At 54.5% G+C, this 19,351-nt stretch carries 19 protein-coding genes, 2 tRNA genes, 1 other RNA gene and 1 pseudogene; 10 read left to right on the forward strand and 13 right to left on the reverse strand.

The window, feature by feature from the left end; all coding sequences use genetic code 11:
- Window positions 1–30: 30 nt before the first annotated feature.
- Together mdoH and mdoG are read right to left on the reverse strand one after the other, a co-directional pair.
- Window positions 31–2,559 (reverse strand): glucans biosynthesis glucosyltransferase MdoH, encoded by a 2,529-nt coding sequence (gene mdoH, locus WFM46_RS10930; protein WP_103179055.1) that lies wholly within the window; start codon window positions 2,557–2,559, stop codon window positions 31–33.
- Window positions 2,552–4,087, reverse strand: a complete 1,536-nt coding sequence (mdoG, locus tag WFM46_RS10935) for a glucans biosynthesis protein MdoG (RefSeq protein WP_336997618.1) — start codon at window positions 4,085–4,087, stop codon at window positions 2,552–2,554. The genes mdoH and mdoG overlap by 8 nt, the downstream gene beginning before the upstream one ends.
- 273 nt (window positions 4,088–4,360) lie before the next feature.
- On the opposite strand from mdoG, the gene mdoC reads away from it, so the two are divergent.
- Complete coding sequence (gene mdoC / locus WFM46_RS10940) at window positions 4,361–5,521, forward strand: glucans biosynthesis protein MdoC (protein WP_336997619.1); 1,161 nt, start codon at window positions 4,361–4,363, stop codon at window positions 5,519–5,521.
- 34 nt (window positions 5,522–5,555) lie between these two features.
- Here mdoC and WFM46_RS10945 read toward each other — a convergent pair whose 3' ends face one another.
- The 6 genes from WFM46_RS10945 to csgB form a co-directional block, all read right to left on the reverse strand.
- Complete coding sequence (locus tag WFM46_RS10945; RefSeq protein WP_336997626.1) at window positions 5,556–7,040, reverse strand: phospholipase D family protein; 1,485 nt, start codon at window positions 7,038–7,040, stop codon at window positions 5,556–5,558.
- Window positions 6,976–7,518, reverse strand: coding sequence for an O-acetyl-ADP-ribose deacetylase (ymdB, locus tag WFM46_RS10950; protein WP_103823683.1), 543 nt, complete (start codon window positions 7,516–7,518; stop codon window positions 6,976–6,978). Before ymdB ends, WFM46_RS10945 begins: the two co-directional genes overlap by 65 nt.
- 83 nt (window positions 7,519–7,601) lie before the next feature.
- Complete coding sequence (locus WFM46_RS10955) at window positions 7,602–7,904, reverse strand: type 1 fimbrial protein (RefSeq protein WP_336997620.1); 303 nt, start codon at window positions 7,902–7,904, stop codon at window positions 7,602–7,604.
- A gap of 154 nt (window positions 7,905–8,058) precedes the next feature.
- Window positions 8,059–8,385, reverse strand: a complete 327-nt coding sequence (gene csgC / locus WFM46_RS10960; protein WP_103179049.1) for a curli assembly chaperone CsgC — start codon at window positions 8,383–8,385, stop codon at window positions 8,059–8,061.
- A gap of 61 nt (window positions 8,386–8,446) precedes the next feature.
- Window positions 8,447–8,896, reverse strand: a complete 450-nt coding sequence (gene csgA / locus WFM46_RS10965; protein WP_103179048.1) for a curli major subunit CsgA — start codon at window positions 8,894–8,896, stop codon at window positions 8,447–8,449.
- A 40-nt stretch (window positions 8,897–8,936) separates the two neighbouring features.
- Window positions 8,937–9,386, reverse strand: coding sequence for a curli minor subunit CsgB (csgB, locus tag WFM46_RS10970; RefSeq protein WP_103179047.1), 450 nt, complete (start codon window positions 9,384–9,386; stop codon window positions 8,937–8,939).
- A gap of 746 nt (window positions 9,387–10,132) precedes the next feature.
- Here csgB and csgD point away from each other — a divergent pair.
- The 4 genes and pseudogenes from csgD to csgG all read left to right on the forward strand — a co-directional run bounded on the left by csgD (window position 10,133) and on the right by csgG (window position 12,464).
- Window positions 10,133–10,783: pseudogene (gene csgD / locus WFM46_RS10975) on the forward strand (biofilm master transcriptional regulator CsgD).
- A 4-nt stretch (window positions 10,784–10,787) separates the two neighbouring features.
- Window positions 10,788–11,177: a curli production assembly/transport protein CsgE gene (gene csgE, locus WFM46_RS10980; RefSeq protein WP_103179045.1), complete on the forward strand. Its 390-nt coding sequence runs from the start codon at window positions 10,788–10,790 to the stop codon at window positions 11,175–11,177.
- A gap of 13 nt (window positions 11,178–11,190) precedes the next feature.
- A complete protein-coding gene (gene csgF / locus WFM46_RS10985) occupies window positions 11,191–11,604 on the forward strand; it encodes a curli production assembly/transport protein CsgF (RefSeq protein ID WP_103179044.1) in 414 nt (137 codons plus the stop codon).
- Between the two features lie 26 nt (window positions 11,605–11,630).
- Window positions 11,631–12,464, forward strand: a complete 834-nt coding sequence (gene csgG, locus WFM46_RS10990; protein ID WP_039032323.1) for a curli production assembly/transport protein CsgG — start codon at window positions 11,631–11,633, stop codon at window positions 12,462–12,464.
- A gap of 42 nt (window positions 12,465–12,506) precedes the next feature.
- Here csgG and WFM46_RS10995 read toward each other — a convergent pair whose 3' ends face one another.
- The 4 genes from WFM46_RS10995 to ghrA form a co-directional block, all read right to left on the reverse strand.
- On the reverse strand, window positions 12,507–12,989 hold the full coding sequence (locus WFM46_RS10995) for a DUF1097 domain-containing protein (protein ID WP_201304715.1): 483 nt from the start codon (window positions 12,987–12,989) through the stop codon (window positions 12,507–12,509).
- Between the two features lie 96 nt (window positions 12,990–13,085).
- Window positions 13,086–13,640: a TorD/DmsD family molecular chaperone gene (locus WFM46_RS11000; RefSeq protein ID WP_336997621.1), complete on the reverse strand. Its 555-nt coding sequence runs from the start codon at window positions 13,638–13,640 to the stop codon at window positions 13,086–13,088.
- 20 nt (window positions 13,641–13,660) lie between these two features.
- A complete protein-coding gene (locus tag WFM46_RS11005) occupies window positions 13,661–14,398 on the reverse strand; it encodes a phosphatase (RefSeq protein WP_103823676.1) in 738 nt (245 codons plus the stop codon).
- An 83-nt stretch (window positions 14,399–14,481) separates the two neighbouring features.
- Window positions 14,482–15,420: a glyoxylate/hydroxypyruvate reductase GhrA gene (gene ghrA / locus WFM46_RS11010; RefSeq protein ID WP_336997622.1), complete on the reverse strand. Its 939-nt coding sequence runs from the start codon at window positions 15,418–15,420 to the stop codon at window positions 14,482–14,484.
- 228 nt (window positions 15,421–15,648) lie between these two features.
- On the opposite strand from ghrA, the gene WFM46_RS11015 reads away from it, so the two are divergent.
- Window positions 15,649–15,736: transfer RNA gene (locus WFM46_RS11015), tRNA-Ser, on the forward strand.
- 534 nt (window positions 15,737–16,270) lie between these two features.
- Here WFM46_RS11015 and WFM46_RS11020 read toward each other — a convergent pair.
- Complete coding sequence (locus tag WFM46_RS11020) at window positions 16,271–17,176, reverse strand: LysR family transcriptional regulator (RefSeq protein WP_336997623.1); 906 nt, start codon at window positions 17,174–17,176, stop codon at window positions 16,271–16,273.
- 110 nt (window positions 17,177–17,286) lie between these two features.
- Here WFM46_RS11020 and WFM46_RS11025 point away from each other — a divergent pair, with 110 nt between their 5' ends.
- The 4 genes from WFM46_RS11025 to WFM46_RS11040 all read left to right on the forward strand — a co-directional run bounded on the left by WFM46_RS11025 (window position 17,287) and on the right by WFM46_RS11040 (window position 19,259).
- Window positions 17,287–18,147 carry a pirin family protein gene (locus WFM46_RS11025; protein WP_336997624.1) on the forward strand — a complete coding sequence of 287 codons (861 nt, stop codon included), beginning with the start codon at window positions 17,287–17,289 and terminating at the stop codon, window positions 18,145–18,147.
- 20 nt (window positions 18,148–18,167) lie between these two features.
- On the forward strand, window positions 18,168–18,845 hold the full coding sequence (locus tag WFM46_RS11030) for an isochorismatase family protein (protein WP_336997625.1): 678 nt from the start codon (window positions 18,168–18,170) through the stop codon (window positions 18,843–18,845).
- A 146-nt stretch (window positions 18,846–18,991) separates the two neighbouring features.
- Window positions 18,992–19,079 (forward strand) — tRNA-Ser (locus WFM46_RS11035).
- Window positions 19,080–19,122: 43 nt separating this feature from the next.
- Window positions 19,123–19,259: non-coding RNA, RtT sRNA (locus tag WFM46_RS11040), on the forward strand.
- Window positions 19,260–19,351: the final 92 nt, after the last annotated feature.

The raw sequence follows: 19,351 nt of genomic DNA on the forward strand, positions 1-19,351 counted from the left end.
GGCCGGGTAAGCGTAGCGCCTTCCGACGCATCACTTCGCTTTCAATGCCTGCGGATTCAGCTTCAGCGTCTGGTAATAGTTCACCCACGAAGAGTATTTCTCCGGGGCGGCCCAGACACGATGATGCATCCGCGCCATGGTGACAGGATCGCTTAGCAGCACCAGACGACGGTCGCGATTCAGCTTCTCTGGCGTCTCGTTCAACGCCTGCTCAACGTGACGATCGCGGGCGATCTCCAGCACACGGCTGGCACGGTGACGGGCAGTCGCCATAGCGATGGCCAGGGCGTTGAATGACGGGTTAAACACCGCATGCATAAACCCATCTTCCAGCGAACGACTGCGGTTGAGCTCCAGATACTTGTCTGTATCCACCAGCACCTGCGGCGGTGAATACTCTTCCGGGATCAGGAACAGCTTCCAGCGTTTGGTGCGCAGACCCACCGTCGAACGGCTTGAAATCACCGACACAAACGGGGAGAGGATCAGCGAGAAGACAATCGGCGCCAGCCAGAACAGGAAGCGCAAGTCCAGCCACGCCATGCCCACCGCCCAGACCAGACCGAGCAGCATCTGCGAACCGTGACGCATAAACGCTTCGCTCCACGGCGTAGAGTCATCGTCACGCTGCGGCGAGTTCCAGACCACTTCCCAGCCGAGGAAGGCGCTGACCACGAAGACGGTGTGGAACAACATACGCACCGGCGCCAGCAGCACGGAGAATAAGACCTCCAGCAGCAGGGAGAGCGTCACGCGGAAGAAACCACCGTACTCCTTCGAGCCCTTGCACCAGATGAGCACAATACTCAGCAGCTTCGGCAGGAAGAGCAGCACCATCGTCGAGGCAAAGAGCGCTATCGCCAGCTCAGGGCGCCACTGCGGCCAGACCGGGAACAGCTGGCGCGGCTGCAGGAAGTACTGCGGCTCGGTCAGGGCGTGTACCACCTGCAGGGCAGTCGACAGGGCCAGGAACATAAACCACAGCGGCGCGGAGAGGTAGGACATTACGCCGGTCAGGAAGACGGCGCGGTGTACCGGGTGCATCCCTTTCACGAGGAACAGACGGAAGTTCATCAGGTTCCCGTGACACCAGCGGCGGTCACGCTTCAGTTCATCCAGCAGGTTTGGCGGCAGCTCTTCATAGGAGCCCGGCAGGTCATAGGCGATCCATACCCCCCAACCGGCACGGCGCATCAGCGCAGCTTCCACGAAGTCATGGGACAGGATCGAGCCCGCGAACGAGCCTTCACCCGGCAGCGGCGCCAGCGCACAGTGCTCAATGAACGGCTTCACGCGGATGATGGCGTTATGCCCCCAGTAGTGCGACTCACCCAGCTGCCAGAAGTGCAGTCCGGCAGTAAACAGCGGCCCGTAGACGCGGGTCGCAAACTGCTGGCAACGTGCGTAGAGCGTATCCATGCCCGACGCTTTCGGCGAAGACTGAATGATCCCGGCATTCGGGTTCGCTTCCATCAGGCGCACAAGGCCCGTCAGACACTCACCGGTCATCACCGAGTCGGCATCCAGCACCACCATATAGCTGTACTGACTGCCCCAGCGACGGCAGAAGTCATCGATGTTACCGCTTTTACGCTTCACGCGACGACGACGACGGCGGTAGAAGATCTGCCCTTCGCCCTGCACTTCGGCAATAAGCTCCATCCACGCTTTCTGTTCTGCCACGCAGATGTCCGGGTTGTAGCTGTCACTCAGGATGTAAACGTCGAAGTGTTCGGCGTTACCGGTAGCTTTCACCGACTCCCAGGTGGCGCGCAGGCCGGCAAAAACGCGATCCACATCTTCGTTACAGATAGGCATGATAAGCGCGGTACGGTGTTCAGGATTGAGGGGTTCATCCCCCACCGTAGAGTGCGAAATGCTGTACTTATCCCGGCCTATCAGCAGCTGCAGGAAGCCCATCAGCGCGGTCCAGAAACCGGCCGATACCCAGCAGAATAGGATGGCGAACAGCAGCAGGATGCCGCTTTGCAGAATATAAGGCAGCAGCTGCATAAACGAGACCAGCAGATCCTGGTCGAACATATCGGCCGGATTGATCAGCGCCCAGCCCTGGTAAGGAAGAATCGTCTTCATATACCAGGTAGCGACGACGGTCTGCGCAATGGTTAACAGCAGCAGGATGTAGCGGCGAATACTGCCAACGGTACGCCATTTTTCCTCGCTGGCCTGCTGCTCTTTAGAGAGGCGAGAGAGATAGCGCGGATTGGTGTCGCGGCCGCGCAGGCGATCCCAGAAACGGCCCACCGGGTTGGTGCGCCAGGGATCCGGGAACATGGAGGAGCGCGTCGCTTTCGGCATCGCCTCAAGCTGGGTGCGCCCTTCGTCATCGCGGATCAGCTGGCCTTCAGCCAGTGAATCGGGCCAGGCCTGTTCGAGACGGCTTTTAACCGAGCCCAGCGGGGTATCATCTTCACGCGTGAACGGATGATGATCGGCATCCAGCGCGGTGTGAACCGCGCTGATGTCACCCTTCGGCAGTGCCGCCTTCTCGATATCGGTCAGCGGCATGGCATCGATATACTCAGTTATCTTATTCATTGGCAGGTAGCTGATAGCTCCAGGTTTCACTCAACGGCTGATCGGCGTTGACCAGGGCGGCACGCATCTCAGTCGGCTGTTTCGCGTCTTTCACTTTAATGCGGAGGGTTAAACGCCAGCCTTTGGTGACCGGGTTATACCGCACGCTATTCTCAACGATCTCACCATTGTCACCAATGCTCGCCTGAGCGGTGACCGGGGTTTCCGGTGCCAGGCTCTTCATATCCTGGCCGGTGAAATCAACGACAAACGCGATGGTGCCATCAGGCTGGCGAATCAGATTGGACTGTTTCACATCCCCTGTTGAGCGGCGGGTTTGCAGAACATACGCGTTGTCCGGCGCATGCAGCTTGTCTTCATCGCGGCTCATGGTGATGCTGTAGTTGAAGTTCATCTCTTTACCGGCTTCCGGCAGCTGGTCCGGCGTCCAGTACGCGACGATGTTGTCGTTGGTTTCGTCGTTGGTTGGGATCTCTACCAGCTCCACTTTGCCTTTGCCCCACTCGCCTTTCGGAGTGATCCAGGCGCTTGGGCGCAGATCGTAACGATCGTCCAGATCTTCAAAGCGGGAGAACTGACGGCCACGCTGGAGCAAGCCAAACCCCTGTGGGTTCTCCATGCTGAAGCTGCTTACCGCCAGGTGTTTCGGGTTGTTCAGCGGACGCCAGATCCACTCCCCGTTGCCAGCAAGAATCGACAGACCGTTAGAGTCGTGTAGTTCCGGGCGGAAGTTGGTGGCAGGAGAAGGCTGGTTTGGCCCGAACAGGAACATACTGGTCAGCGGAGCAACGCCCAGTTTGCCGACTTTATCGCGCAGATAGACTTTAGACTGCACGTCGACCACCGTATCGCGGCCAGGAATAATGACAAAGCGATAGGCGCCCGTTGCGCGCGGGGAATCCAGCAGCGCATAGATGGTCAGGCGTTTGTCGGTTGGTTTTGGACGTTCGATCCAGAACTCGCGAAAGCGTGGGAACTCCTCCCCGGAAGGCAGCGCGGTATCAATCGCCAGACCGCGTGCAGAGAGGCCATAAACCTGGCCGCCGCCAATCACACGGAAATAGCTTGCCCCCAACATGCTGACAATTTCGTCGTTTTTATCTTTACTGTTGATGGGATAAAGCACTTTGAAGCCCGCGAAGCCTAAATCTTTCACGGTGTCTTTATCGTGTTGCACATTGCCGAAATTAAAGTAGTCCGGGCTGTACTTGATTTTGCGTACCGCGTTAGCGGTCACTTCATTAATGGTGACAGGCGTGTCGAAGTACATCCCCTGATGATAAAACTCGAGCTTGAACGGGGTTTTAATTTTATTCCAGTAAGCTTTATCGTGATTAAACTGGATCTGCTGATAGTCCGCATATTTCATGTCGCGGAAAACGGAGGGTAAGTTACCTTTTGGCGCTTCGTACCCTTTACTGGCCATCGATTTTGCCTGTTTTGCGACATCGTCGATGGTAAAGGCCAGGGCCGATGAGGTATACAGAGACAACAGGACTGCCGCTCCTAACCAACGCATTTTCATCATTTGTGGTTTATGTTTCATAATAAGTAAGCACTTCCCCCTTTGTGTGCTTATATCGATCCGATCCATTTTAATGGAAAATCAGGCATTCCGACAACATAATCACCGCTTTGTTCAGCGCGCTGGCTCATGGTTTAAGCAAGTGAAAGTAACCCGTTTTCACTTTGCGTGCTTATCCTGGAGACAGTGTGTCAGACTTCGTGTAGGGTTGGCACCGAATGTAAACACTATTGGTCTTAGGGATAAGACGAAAAGTCTGAGAATGCGCAACGTTATATGAGTACCGTACCCGCACAACGCGAATATTTCCTTGATTCCATCCGGGCATGGCTCATGCTGCTGGGGATCCCTTTTCACATTTCCTTGATTTATTCGAGCCACGTCTGGCACGTCAATAGTGCGGAGTCGTCGTGGTGGCTGACGCTGTTTAACGATTTTATCCACTCCTTCCGGATGCAGGTCTTTTTCGTTATTTCGGGCTACTTCTCTTACATGCTTTTTTTGCGCTACCCGCTTAAACGCTGGTGGAAAGTGCGCGTGGAGCGCGTCGGTATTCCGATGCTTACCGCCATCCCCCTGCTGACGCTGCCGCAATTCATCATGCTGCAACATGTCAAAGGCAAAGCGGAGAGCTGGCACACCCTGTCGCTGTACGATAAATACAACACCCTCGCCTGGGAACTGGTCTCTCATCTGTGGTTCCTGCTGGTGCTGGTGGTGATGACCACGGTCAGCCTGTGGCTCTTCAGCCGCATGCGCCAGCATCTCAGCGCCCGGTCGGACGCCTTTTTTGGCGATATCACCTGGGGCAAGCTGTCGGTGCTGTTTTTTATCCTGGGTATCGTCTATGCCGCGCTGCGCCGCACGCTTTTACTCGTCTGGTCACCGATCCTCAGCGACGGCCTGTTTAATTTTGTGGTAATGCAGACGCTCTTCTACCTGCCCTTCTTCCTGATTGGCGCCCTGGCGTTTGTGCATCCGAAGCTGAAAGCGCTGTTTACCACGCCGTCACGCGGCTGCGCCCTCGGGGCGTTGTTGGCATTTATCGCGTATCTGCTCAACCAGCGTTATGGCAGCGGCGATGCCTGGATGTATGAAACCGAAAGCGTGATCACCATGCTGCTGGGGCTGTGGATGGTGAATGTGGTCTTTGCGCTGGGACACCGCCTGCTGAACTTTAAATCGGCGCGCGTCACCTATTTCGTCAACGCCTCGCTGTTCATTTATCTGGTGCACCATCCGTTAACGCTCTTCTTTGGCGCCTACATTACGCCGCATATCAGCTCAAATCTGCTTGGCTTTATCTGTGGGCTGGTGTTTGTGGTAGGCATTGCCATTGCGCTATACGAAATTCATCTGCGTATTCCGCTGCTGCGCTTTCTCTTTTCCGGCAAACCGGCCGCCAAGGCGGAAAAAGCACCGCAGGTTACCAGCTAAGCCGTTGCGCGCCGGTCGCTGAACCGGCGCGTCATTACAGCAGCCACTCTACCGGCAGCCAGTAGGCCAGACGCACCAGCATCCGCTGCCAGAAGCGGGTTTTGGGCTCCTTTTTATGCACGATCTCCTGCCCGTCCTTACGCTCAATCCAGTTCAGACGGCCCATTTTATCCAGCCGGAGTTGCCAGGCTTCATGGCGCTGGCTGCGCACGAACCGGGTATGGATCATCCTTGCCAGCTTCTCGCTTTCAATGACAAAGCCCATCTCGGTATTGAGCATGGTTGAACGGGGATCAAAATTAAGTGAACCGATAAACACTTTCTCGCCGTCGACGCTGAACGTCTTGGCATGCAGGCTGGAGCCGGAGTTCCCGGTGATCCCGCGATCGTGCGCCGGCGGTACGCCATCCTGAATGGGCTTTAGTTCATAAAGCTCGATGCCGTGGCGCAACAGCTTTTTTCGCCAGCGGGCATAACCGGCATGCACAACGGAGACGTCGTTTGCTGCCAGCGAATTGGTGAGGATGGCGACTTTCACCCCTTTGCGCACCATCTGTAGCAGTAGCGCCACCCCCGCACGGGTCGGAACAAAATAAGCGGAGATGATATCGATTTGCTGCACTGGTGAGCCCATCACCCCCATCAGGCGCTGCGGCAGCAGCGAGTGCCGTTTTGCCCGCCCCTGCCCTTTACGCGGATCGTCACTGAGTAGCCGGGTTTTGGCCCAAATCAGCGGCAGACTGCCCGCTTCCAGATTGGTAATAAAGTCGCTGGACTGTAATTTATCCAGATATCGGCGGGTAATGTCGTCGCGATACCACTCTTCGGGGGGATGAATTTTATCTTCAATTTCCGCCTCGGAAAGCTCCAGCACCTGCTGGAGCGTGGAGACCGAGGCGCAGTTCCAGTAGCGCTCAAAATCGTTGGCCACATCCTGCACCACCGGGCCAGTCGCCATCACGTCCAGATCGGAAAAGAGCGGCTCTTCACCTGCGCCAAAATAGGCATCACCGACGTTTCGCCCACCGATAATGGTGACCTCGCCGTCCACGGTGAAACTCTTGTTGTGCATCCGGCGATTGAGACGGGCGAAATCGGTGAGATAGCCCAGCGCGCGCAGGGAGCGGAACGAAAAGGGATTGAACAGCCGGACATCAAAGTTGGGATGCGCGTCCAGCAGGCGCAGGATGCTGTCCAGCCCCTGGGTATTGTTGTCGTCGAGCAACAGGCGCACGCGGACGCCGCGCATGGCGGCGGACAATAAGACGGAAAACAATAGGCGTCCAGACATGTCGTCTTCCCAGATGTAGTACTGCACATCCAGCGTCTTTTCCGCCATCTCCGCCAGCCGGTAGCGGCAGGCGAAGGCGTCAAGACTGTTATCAAGAGGGAGAAGCCCACAAAGGCCAGGATGTGAAGAGCTGACCGGTGCAATCGCGCGTCCCAGTCGCGTGTTATGCGTCGGTTTCCTGTCCTCGTTGGGTAAGCAGTCGCTTGTATAGTCGGGCATTTTCTTCATCATAGCAGACAAAGTATACCCGCTCCGGCAGAGGCTTGAGGGTGAGATAATCCGAAACCGTGTTAACGGCGATTTCAGCCGCCGCCGCGCGGGGATAGCCATAAACGCCAGTACTGATTGCCGGGAAGGCGAGAGTCTGATAACCGTTGGCCGCCGCCAGGTTCAGGCTGTTGCGGTAGGCCTCTTCCAGGATCCGCGCTTCATGATGCTCGCCCCCATGCCAGACGGGGCCAACGGTGTGGATCACCGCTTTGGCGGGCAGGTTTCCGGCAAGCGTAATCACCGCCTGCCCCGGGGCGCACTCGCCCTGCTGCTGGCGAACCAGCTTACACGCCTCCAGCAGGGCGGGTCCTGCCGCCCGATGAATAGCCCCGTCCACGCCACCACCGCCCATTAATGAAGGATTGGCTGCGTTAACGACCACATCCACATGCAGCGTGGTGATATCACCATGAAAGACTTCAATTCGGGAGTACATAATCAACCTCTGCATACCGTTTTTCTTAAGTGTATCGCAGAGGTTGGGTTGTGGAAGTCCGGTTGACAGAAAACGGCCCTGCCTCAGCGGTAATCAACCTGCACGATGGCGAGCGATTTTTCCGGGTTGATGTACTTCATGCTGACAGTGGCGAGATCTGCGGCATTCACCCTGCCGTCGAGCGCCTCTTTATAACTGACCTGTTGAACAGACATTCTATTATTTTGCGGACAGGAGACGGTTAAGGCGCGCGCATCAGGCGTGATGTTACAAGGATCTTCGACAATCCGGCCGATAAAATGGATAACATTGGCCGTGCAGACTGGCGTAAGCGTAACCGCAGCAACAAAGGCTGCGGCCAGGGTGATATGGGACGAAACCATCATTGTAATCCTCATTGATATCGTCCCTGACGCTTAAACAACGCCCCTCATGGAGGGCTGTCGACTGGCATCGGCGACACCAGCAACATGAGAATAACAATGGAATAACATCCGCGCTACTTTAATCAATGTATTGATTTCATGAATGTTTTGAACATCAGGCTTTCGACGGAGGCCATTGTTGCGACAGATGCAACGACTTACCATCCGAGACCGTCACAATGACGTTTATCTTGTCATTGGGTCCGGAGTTCAGGGTCATACGGGAAAGGTTGACCGTTTTATTTGCCGGTAATGAGACGGTGTTTTGTTGACGCGAGGTGCTCTGACCGCCTGGGCCACTGCGCGAGGTGAGGATTTGCACCTGGCATAAACACGGTTCTGTGACGGTCACCTGAGGAATAATGGTCACGTTCTCACCTTCGGTGGTGGTCTGAAAGGTAATCTGACTGGTCAGCGCGGCAAGTAATAAAAGTGTATTCATCATCTTCTCCCCAAAAAAAAACAGGGCCTCAGCCCTGTTTTTTCGACGTACAGCGGCAGTATTAGTGCTGACCAGCAGTCACGGTGTTGCCGAAGCCAACCTGAGTGATGTTAGCAGACGCGCCGTTCATAGTTTGACGAAGATCGACTTCGTTACGACCACCAGACTGGCTTACAGTTGCAGAGAGGTTACGGCCACTCCACTGGCTGATGGTTGCGTCGTTACCCTGGCCACGCTGGGTCAGGCTGATTTCGCTGCTGTCAGCACCCTGAGACAGATCGGCATCGTTACCGAAGCCATTCTGACGAACGGTGATTTCAGAGCCACGGGCATCGCTTTGCAAAGCGTCCACATTGTTACGGCCACCATATTGATAAACGGTCAGCGATTCTGGGCTGACGTTGTTATTTCCATTACCACCATGGTTATTACCCCACTGTGGAACAGAACCAGCCATAGCACTGCCAGAAACCACGATTGCTGCAATTACTGCCACTTTTAAAAGTTTCATTGTAAAGCCCCCATCGGATTGATTAATTATCGCTCAATAGCTAGCGTTGGATTACGCGAATTGCCATTTGCGACTGTCTCTGTACTACAACTGCCGTTTTTTGCGTACCGTACTGCGTAATATTCGCTTTATTACCAGAACCTTTCTGAATAATCACTGCGGTATTACCATATGCACCTTGATTAATACTCGCATTGTTCGAGTTCCCTTTTTGATCAATATAGGCAAGGTTATAACTCCCTGATTGATCAATGTTCGCCCGATTATTTCCGCCCTCCTGAGAAACGACAGACAACAATTTCTGGCCGTGTTGTTGAACGTTAGCGTTATTATTTACGCCAGCTTGTCCAATGATTGCAGCCTGGTTATATGAGGATTTACTCAGCTCATTAACCGCGAAATTGTATTCTGCCGAAGCTAAATCAGTCGCTGCGAAAACAAATCCAGGTGCACCCAGTAATGTCAACATCAATAACAACTTGTTCTTCATGTTATCACCCTGGACCTGGTGGTATAATAACTGCGTTAACAAGAGCAAATATTTTGTTAACCCGGCGTTACGATGAAGAGTATGTCTGCCGAAACAATTTTAATATCTCACCCGCCAGTTGTATTTTTATTCTTTCGTTCACCCCAAAGTATTAATTAAAATTAAATACCGTGGCGATACAACGATTTTACAGAGGGTCAGCAAGGACCATTTTCACTTTGCAGAAATGGAAAACCGCAAATGCGTGGATTTGCCGTTTCGCTGGTCCAGAAGAGAGAAAACGGAATATATCCATGATTGCGTGACAAAGTCCGTGATTTCTTAAGGCGTTTACACATTGTAAAAATAGGCTTAGCGTTTTGCCCTGGCTCATACCTTATCGCTAATAGCCAAAAATTTATATGACCTATAAAAATCAATAACTTAATCCAATTTGTATGACTTTTAAAATGTGTGCACCAATATCTTAATGTACAACTTTTTGATGATTTCTAATCAATTCATGAACTCATTTTTTACAAAGTAATATTGATTTTTACATCCTGTTACACGTTTAACACTTGCTTTAAAAAACGTTAAAGCTAGATTGAAAACAGAAGTTCGGCATTGCGAATTAATTTTCCCTTCTCTCTAAGGGATATGGTCTTTCTTCTACACACAGCAGTGCAACATCTGTCAGTACTTCTGGTGCCCCCAATAATATATTGGGGGCAACTGCCAGGTGTTTCATAAAAAGGGGTTTCATCATGTTTAATGAAGTCCATAGCTTGCATGGTCAGAGTTTATTGTTAGTGACCAAACCTTCTTTACAAGCGACAGCTTTACTACAGCATTTAAAGCATAGTTTAACGTTGAGCGGAAAATTGCATAGCATTCAACGCTCTTTCGATGACATTGCGCCTGGCAGCATTATTCTTTTCGATATGATGGAAGCGGATAAAAAACTTATCCAATACTGGCAAGATATTTTAAGCAGGAAAAACAACAATATCCGTGTGTAGTTGTTAAATACGCCCGAAGAATACCCCTTCAGGGATATTGAAAGTTGGCCACATATCAATGGCGTCTTTCACGTCAATGAGGATGAAACCCGCGTGGTTGAAGGCTTGCAGGGGGTTCTGCGTGGTGAATGTTACTTTTCACAGAAACTTGCCAGCTACCTCATAACGCACTCCGGAAATTATCGCTATAACAGTTCAGAGTCCGCTTTGCTGACCCACCGCGAAAAAGAGATTCTGAATAAATTACGTATCGGTGCTTCAAATAATGAAATCGCCCGTTCGTTATTTATCAGCGAAAATACGGTTAAGACTCATCTTTACAATCTTTTCAAGAAGATAGCTGTCAAAAACCGGACTCAGGCGGTTTCATGGGCAAATGATAACCTCAGGCGTTAACCCTATGAAACGCACAGTGAGTTGGATTGCCGCAGCAGGCTTATGGCTTGCTGCCGGGAATCTTCATGCGGTTGAAGTAGAGATCCCGGGATTGTTAACTGACCACACCGTCTCCGCAGTCGGCCATGCTTTTTATCGCGGCTTCAGCGACAAATGGGAAAGTGATTATCCCGGTAACTTAACTATCAGTGAACGGCCCAGCGCACGTTGGGGAAGCTGGATCACCATAACGGTTAATCAGGACGTTATTTTCCAGACCTTTTTATACCCCACGAAAACTGACCTGGATAAAAATGTGGTCTTTGCTCTGGCTCAAACCGAAGAGGCATTAAATCGCCTGCAGATCGATAAAGCTCTGCTGGGTACGGGCGATTTAGCACCAGACGAATTTTAATTCGGAGGCATCCATGCGTGTTGTCCATGCAGTTGTAGCTTTAATGCTTATTCCATCTCTGAGTTGGGCCGGAAATATGACCTTCCAGTTCCGCAACCCGAACTTTGGTGGAAACCCTAATAACGGTTCTTTTCTTTTAAACTCGGCCCAGGCACAAAACTCTTATACGGATCCAAATTCTGACGACTTCGGGTTTGAAACCCCGAGCGCGCTGGATAACTTTACCCAGGCAATCCAGGCCCAGGTTCTGGGCGGGCTGCTGACCAATATTAACACCGGCAAACCCGGCCGTATGGTGACCAGCGACTTTATAGTCGACATCGCTAATGCGGACGGACAAATGCAGCTGAACGTGACAGACCGCAAAACGGGGAAAACGTCCACCATTCAGGTTGCTGGCTTGCAAAGCGGTTCTACCGACTTTTAAATAATGTCGAGATAAGGATAATAATCATGCAGCGCTTTCTCCTCCTTGTTGCAGTGTGCTTATTGAGCGGCTGTTTAACTGCTCCTCCGAAAGAAGCAGCGAAACCGACATTAATGCCTCGCGCCCAGAGCTATCGTGATTTAACCAAATTGCCATTGCCAACGGGTAAGATCTACGTGTCGGTTTATAATATTCAGGATGAAACCGGGCAGTTTAAACCGTATCCGGCAAGTAACTTCTCAACGGCTGTACCGCAAAGCGCCACCGCCATGCTGGTCACTGCGTTAAAAGATTCTCGCTGGTTTATTCCTCTGGAACGTCAGGGGCTGCAAAACCTGCTCAACGAACGTAAGATCATTCGTGCTGCGCAGGATAACGGTACCGTGGCAATGAACAACCGTATTCCGTTGCATTCGCTCACGGCGGCGAACGTGATGGTTGAAGGTTCGATTATCGGCTACGAAAGTAACGTGAAATCGGGCGGTGTGGGGGCCCGGTATTTCGGTATTGGCGGCGATACGCAGTACCAGCTTGACCAGATTGCGGTGAACCTGCGTGTGGTCAACGTCAGTACCGGCGAAATTTTGTCGTCCGTGACCACCAGCAAAACCATTCTCTCGTATGAAGTGCAGGCCGGGGTGTTCCGTTTCATCGACTACCAGCGTCTGCTGGAGGGAGAAATCGGTTATACCTCTAACGAGCCGGTCATGCTCTGCCTGATGTCTGCTATCGAAACCGGGGTGATCTTCCTGATTAACGACGGTATCGATCGCGGATTGTGGGACCTGCAAAACAAAAATGAAGTGAAAAACGATATTCTGGTGAAATACCGCGAGATGTCGACGCCGCCAGAATCCTGACAGAAAGCGCATTAAAAAGGCGAGACCCTGGTCTCGCCTTTTTTATTCGCTCAACGCCGTGACGTTTCGCGTTTTCTCCCTGCGCGCCGCCAGCCAAAGGCCGCTGTTTTTCATGGCGTAGCCAAACACCAGTCCCAGCGCCAGCGAAGGCACCACCAGCCGCCACTCCCCCTGCCCTGCAAAAGTGGCGCAGGCGCCCATAAAGGTGCCGGGCACAAACGAGAGCAGCAGATGTTTCGCCTGGATACACATCAAAAACGCCACCACGCCGGTCATAACGTAGCCAACGATTTCCAGATGGGGTGCCAGCGCGCTGCCGTGGATGATAATCATCGCCCACGCCACGCCGCTCATCAGCGTACAGGCCGAGATAAACAGCCCCTTCACGCCCCCCTGCGGGCAGGCGAAATAGGCCGTGCAGCCAAGGAAGCCCGCCCAACTGAGGAGTCCGAGAGAGACGGCAACCCAGCCCCATAAACCGGAGAGGATGCCTGTCGTGATTGCGATAGAAAGTAGAATGTTCATGGCGCGCATCTTAACAGATACGCGGCCATGAAATGAGATCAGGAACACATAATATGCAAATTGAGATTTGCTGTTACATACAGATAGTGATCTAAATCACTCTTCATTCTCTTCCTGTAGCTCATCCCACATCGCGGCAATGGCATCGCGAGTCAGTGGGGCCATGGTACGCCAGAAGGACGAGGTGGCGTGCGCTTCAACCTTCCCGAGGAACGTCCCGCACCAGGGCAGGATATACTCCCCGAAGAGGGTTTCCAGCGCCTCGTTTTCATCTTCCGCCGCATGATCTTCAATCCACGACGCCGCCAGCAGCAGCGTGCCGAGATGGTCGGCTGGGGTATCGGTCAACGGCATCCCGCGTTCAGTGAGAAATGCGCGTACTTCGGCTTCGGTAGCGCCCTCTTCCCAGGCAGAGCGATACGGCGACACGCGGCACTCCTCGCCAACAAACAGCGCATTGTAGTCGGCGGCGACCTGCTGCATGTCGCAGCTGTTTTGCAGACGCAGCAACAATTCATCCTGCTCAAGCGGCCAATTCTGGGCCAGCTTGCCTTCGCGGATCAAGGTAAACAGCGGCACCAGCAGCGGATCCTGCGGCTGGCGATAATAGAGAGAACCCAGTACGCGACAGAGGATGGAAAACTCATTCATTTATTTAGTCCATTACACAGTTAAAAATCAGCAAATTCATTGATTGGCGCCATGCCACGCGACTCCAGGAAATCGAGTAGCCGGCGCGGGGAGACGTTCAGGATGCGATCTTCCGGGAAGTCCACCGCGTCGAGGATTTTGCGGCATTCGCTAAAATCGCCCAGCGTGAAGGCGGTATGGGAATCGGAGCCCAGCGCCACATAGCCACCCGCCTCCTTCACCGCAGCCGCCACTGCCCGGCAGTTTGCTTCACTCCCTTTACGGGAGTGAATAAAGGAGGAGTTGTTGATCTCCAGCGCCACGCGATGCTCCGCCGCCGCCTGCGCGACCGCCTGGATATCAATCGGGTATTTCGGGTTCCCCGGATGGCTGATGATATGTACGTTACCGCTGGCGATAGTGGCGATCATCGCCTCGGTATGGGTGGCTTGATCCTGAGGTGCGAAAACCGGCTCATGGAAACCGGCGAGGATCAGATCCAGAGAGGTGAGCATCGGGCCGGTACAGTCAATGTCGCCCTGGGTATTTTTGATGTTGGCCTCAATGCCGCGCAGGATCCCGACGCCATCCACCACCCGCGGCCAGATGCGCATGTTCACAAAGTGCCAGTAGTGCGGCGCATCCGCCATATCCGGACCATGATCGGTGATCGCAAAGAGCTTAATGTTTTTTTGTTTTGCCTGGGCGATGTAGTCATGAAGGTTGCTGTAGGCGTGGGTACTGGCGACGGTGTGCATATGCAGGTCAACGGGGTACATCGTTCTCTCCTCTCGTGTTTCCCAAAGGATAGCAGTTATCACGGGCGTTTATCAGCAAAAACCCGGCAATCGCCGGGTATAACTCAGTAACCGCGCTGTCTGTCGACCTGCCCGGTAACCTGTTCGCCCTTCTCCAGCTGCGAGATGGTGCGGGCGATATAGTCGATGGCTTCTGTCGGAAGCGTCACCGCCGCAATGTGCGGCGTCATGGCCACGCGCGGGTGCGCCCACAGGGGATTGTCCGCCGGTAACGGTTCTTTGCTGTAGACATCCAGCATCGCGCCTTTCAGCTTGCCGCTCTCCAGCGCCGCCAGCAGATCGGCTTCCACCACGTGTACGCCACGCGCCAGGTTCATCAGGTAGCTGTTGTCCGCCAGCTGGTTGATGAGCGCCTTATTAATGATCCCAACCGTCTCAGCCGTATTCGGCAGCAGGTTAATCAGCACTCGCGTGCCGTCTAAAAACTGCGGTAACTCTTCCTTCCCGGCAAAGCTGGTGACGCCAGGGTAGTGCTTGCGGGTGCGGCTCCAGCAGCGCAGCGGGAAGCCCCACGGTGCCAGCGCTTCGGCCACTTTCGATCCCAACACCCCGGCCCCGAGGATCCCGATAGTAAAATCTTCGCGCTGATAGTCGGCCAGCGGCTCCCAGCGGGCCTGCTGTTTCAGCGCCTGATAATCGTCAAAGCGGCGGAACCAGTGCAGCACCTGGCTGACCGCATACTCCTGCATCTGCTGGCCCATGCCGGTATCTTCCAGGCGAAACAGGGGGATCGACTCCGCCAGCATTTCCGGGTGCGCCTTGAGCTTGCTGAGGATCGAGTCCACCCCTGCCCCAAGGGCAAACACCGCTTTCAGGTTTCGCCCCTGCAGCATCTCAACCGGAGGGTGCCACACCAGCGCATAATCTGCGGGTTCGTTATCGCCGCGCTTCCACTCCCGAACCCGGGCGCCTGGCAGCGCCGCCGAAAGTGTTTTTATCCAGTAAGCGTTATCAAATGTTGGGTGATAAAAAATAATATCCATTGCGATTGCCTTCTGTTGCGCTGTTTTATGTTCATTATCAACTGGATTGCAGCATAACAAATTTTGCGAGTGCGGTCGTTGCTGATAAAAAAGGCACTTTCAGCGCAATTAAAAATCATGTTGGCTGAAGTTTGTCTGAACGCGCTAATTTACTGAAAAAGTTGATTGACGTAAGTCAGGCTTTTCCTTACATTAGCGCCCGTCCCAGCAACAACGGGATGACAATATGGTGAGGTGTCCGAGTGGCTGAAGGAGCACGCCTGGAAAGTGTGTATACGGCAACGTATCGGGGGTTCGAATCCCCCCCTCACCGCCATATTTAAAGAAGAGCTCGCATGCAAATGCGGGCTTTTTTTTCGCATGTTGCTCGCCTGTGGGGGGATGAGAACCCCCGACCGGGGTTCGACAACTGGCGCAGCCAGTTGGACAGACTGAGAGCGCAGCGAACAGGCTGCCCGCACAAAAACGCCGGGAGCGTTTTTGAACAACGCTTGCGTTGGCCCCGAAGGGGCGAGGCCCATGGATGGGCCGAGTAACGGCGAGCGCAGCGAGTCTATCCCCCCCTCACCGCCATATTCGAGATAAGAGCTCGTACGCAAGTACGGGCTTTTTTCTTTTAGATTCTCCGCTGGGGGGATGAGAACCCCCGACCGGGGTTCGACAACTGGCGCAGCCAGTACATGTCGGGTGGCGCTACGCTTACCCGACCTACGAAACCCAAATCCAGCCTCGATTCCGTAGGCCTGATAAGCGCAGCGCCATCAGGCATTTTGCCTTAATGCAATACCGCGCGTTCTGGAAGCGTCGGGTGGCACCAGGCTTACCCGACCTACGAAACCCAAACCCGGCCTCACTCCTCCACCATCCGCGCATACTCCTCGGTCAAAAAATCCACCAGCGTCCTGACTGACGGCAACAGCCCGCGCCGGGAGGGATAGACCGCATGGATCACTTCCCGGCGTGGCTCCCACTCTTCCAGCACTTTTATTAATGCCCCGGACGCCAGTTGCTCTTTGACCATCAAAATAGGTAACTGCACCAGCCCCACGCCCGCTATCGCCGCCTCCCGCAGCGCCAGCATATCGGTGGTCATCAGGCGCGGCTGAAAATGGATCTCCGCTTTTGCCCCCTCCGGCCCGCTTAGCGCCCACTTATGAACCTGTCTCCCCTCCCCCAGACTCAGGCCCGGCCAGGCGCTGAGCTCCGATGGCGTGGCCGGCACACCCAGACGCTGGATCAACTGCGGACTCGCCACCAGGCAGTGCCCTCTGTCGGCAAGCACCCGCAACACCAGATCGCTGTCATCAAATGGGCGAGGACGCACACGGATGGCGATATCAACACCCTCCGCCACCAGATCCACCCGCCGGTTGGTCGCCTCAAGCTGCAGATTAATACCGGGGTAATGCGCCATAAACTTAGCCAGCATCGGCCCGACGTGGACGTGCAGCAGCGTGACCGGACAGGTGATCCGCACCAGGCCACGCGGTTCCGCCTGCAAGGCCGCGACCGCCTCCTCCGCTGCCTCGGCTTCTATCAGCATCGCCTTGCAGTGTTGATAGAAGGTCTGCCCCACTTCAGTAACCGTAAACTGCCGCGTTGTCCGCTGGATCAGACGTACCCCAAGCCGTGCCTCCAGTTGGGCAATCCGTCGGCTGAGCCGGGATTTTGGCAGATCGAGCGCCCGCCCGGCTGCCGCGAAACCGCCGTACTCGACCACTTTGACAAACCACGCGAAATCATTGAGATCCTGCATAACGTCCTCATCGTTCCATAAATGGAACAGTCCATGTCATTTTCACTATCTACCGGGATATTAACCCTGAATATAAGCTAATTACATCAACAGAACATCAGGAGAAAACGATGAAAAACGTAACAGGCATTTATACCGCACCACGGCCGCACTGGGTTGGCGACGGTTTCCCGGTGCGTTCGATGTTTTCATACCAGACCCATGGTGAGCCACTGAGCCCATTTTTACTGCTGGATTACGCCGGGCCTTACTCCTTCCCGGCGGATGGGGCGAAACGCGGCGTGGGCCAGCATCCCCACCGCGGTTTTGAAACGGTGACCATCGTCTATTCCGGCGAAGTTGAACACCGCGATTCCACCGGTAAAGGCGGCGTGATTGGCCCGGGTGACGTGCAGTGGATGACCGCAGGCTCCGGCATTTTGCATGAGGAGTTCCACTCCAGGGCCTTTGCGCAAAACGGAGGAGAACTAAAAATGTTGCAGCTGTGGGTCAACCTGCCCGCGAAGGACAAGATGACGGCGCCGGGCTATCAGAGCATCACAAAACGTCAGATCCCGGTGGTGACGCTACCTGACGACGGCGGATCGCTACGGGTGATCGCCGGACGCTACGAGGAGACCACCGGTCCGGCGCACAGTTACTCCCCGCTGAACGTCTGGGACATCGCCCTGCATCAGGGTAGCCATCTTACGCTCAGCCAACCTGAGGGCTGGAGCACCGCGCTGGTGGTGCTGGAGGGCAGCGTGACGGTGAACGGCGCTGCACAGGCAGGTGAAGCCCAACTGGTGGTGCTGAGCCAGCAAGGGGAGAAGCTGCATCTGGAAGCCAGCAGCGATGCCAAAGTGCTGCTGATGGCCGGGGAGCCGCTGAATGAACCGATCGTCGGCTACGGCCCGTTTGTGATGAACAGTAAAAGCGAAATCGCCGAAGCCGTTCGCGATTTCAATTCCGGCCGCTTCGGCCAGATCTGAAGGTAATAAAGGAGAGAATCATGTCTACCCCTGCTAACTTTAACGGCGCCCGTCCGGCCATTGATGTCGATGATGCGGTGATGTTGCTTATCGATCACCAGAGCGGCCTGTTCCAGACCGTGGGTGATATGCCGATGCCGGAACTGCGTGCCCGCGCCGCGGCGCTGGCAAAAATCGCTACTCTTGCGAATATCCCGGTGATCACCACTGCCTCCGTACCGCAAGGGCCAAACGGGCCGCTGATCCCGGAGATCCACGCCAATGCACCCCATGCGCAGTACGTGGCGCGTAAGGGTGAGATTAACGCCTGGGATAATCCGGACTTCGTCGCTGCTGTGAAGGCGACCGGGCGCAAGACGCTGATTATCGCCGGTACCATTACCAGCGTCTGCATGGCCTTCCCGACGATCAGCGCGGTGGCCGACGGCTATAAGGTGTTTGCGGTGATCGATGCGTCAGGCACTTACAGCAAAATGGCGCAGGAGATTACCCTGGCGCGTATCGTCCAGGCTGGCGTCGTACCGATGGATACCGCCGCCGTCGCCTCGGAGATCCAGCGCACCTGGAATCGTGAAGATGCATCGCAGTGGGCAGAAGTCTATACCCATATCTTCCCGGCTTATCAGCTGCTGATTGAAAGCTACGGTAAAGCGCAAGAGGTCGTGAAGAACGGGGAAGCGCTCGATTCACAACGTTAATCGCCCGCTCCACGGCCTGAAAACCGTGGAGCTGCTTATTGCTTAACCGAACGCGCAGTAAAGCAGAAAATCTGCTTGACCGTTTTAGCCTGACTCCCTATAGTAGCGCCCCGTTGCCCCCGAGAGGAAAGGCAGCAAAACAATATGGTGAGGTGTCCGAGTGGCTGAAGGAGCACGCCTGGAAAGTGTGTATACGGCAACGTATCGGGGGTTCGAATCCCCCCCTCACCGCCATATTCGAGATAAGAGCTCGTACGAAAGTACGGGCTTTTTTCTTTTATATTCTCCGCTGGGGGGGATGAGAACCCCCGACCGGGGTTCGACAACTGGCGCAGCCAGTTGGACAGACCGCGAACGCAGTGAGTGGGCTGCCCGTAGGGCGAGCGCAGCGAGTCAATCCCCCCCTCACCGCCATATTTAAAGAAGAGCTCGCATGCAAATGCGGGCTTTTTTTTCGCATGTTGCTCGCCTGTGGGGGGATGAGAACCCCCGACCGGGGTTCGACA

Origin of the sequence: Leclercia sp. M50, from assembly GCF_037150775.1 — a bacterium.
GTDB lineage: Bacteria > Pseudomonadota > Gammaproteobacteria > Enterobacterales > Enterobacteriaceae > Enterobacter.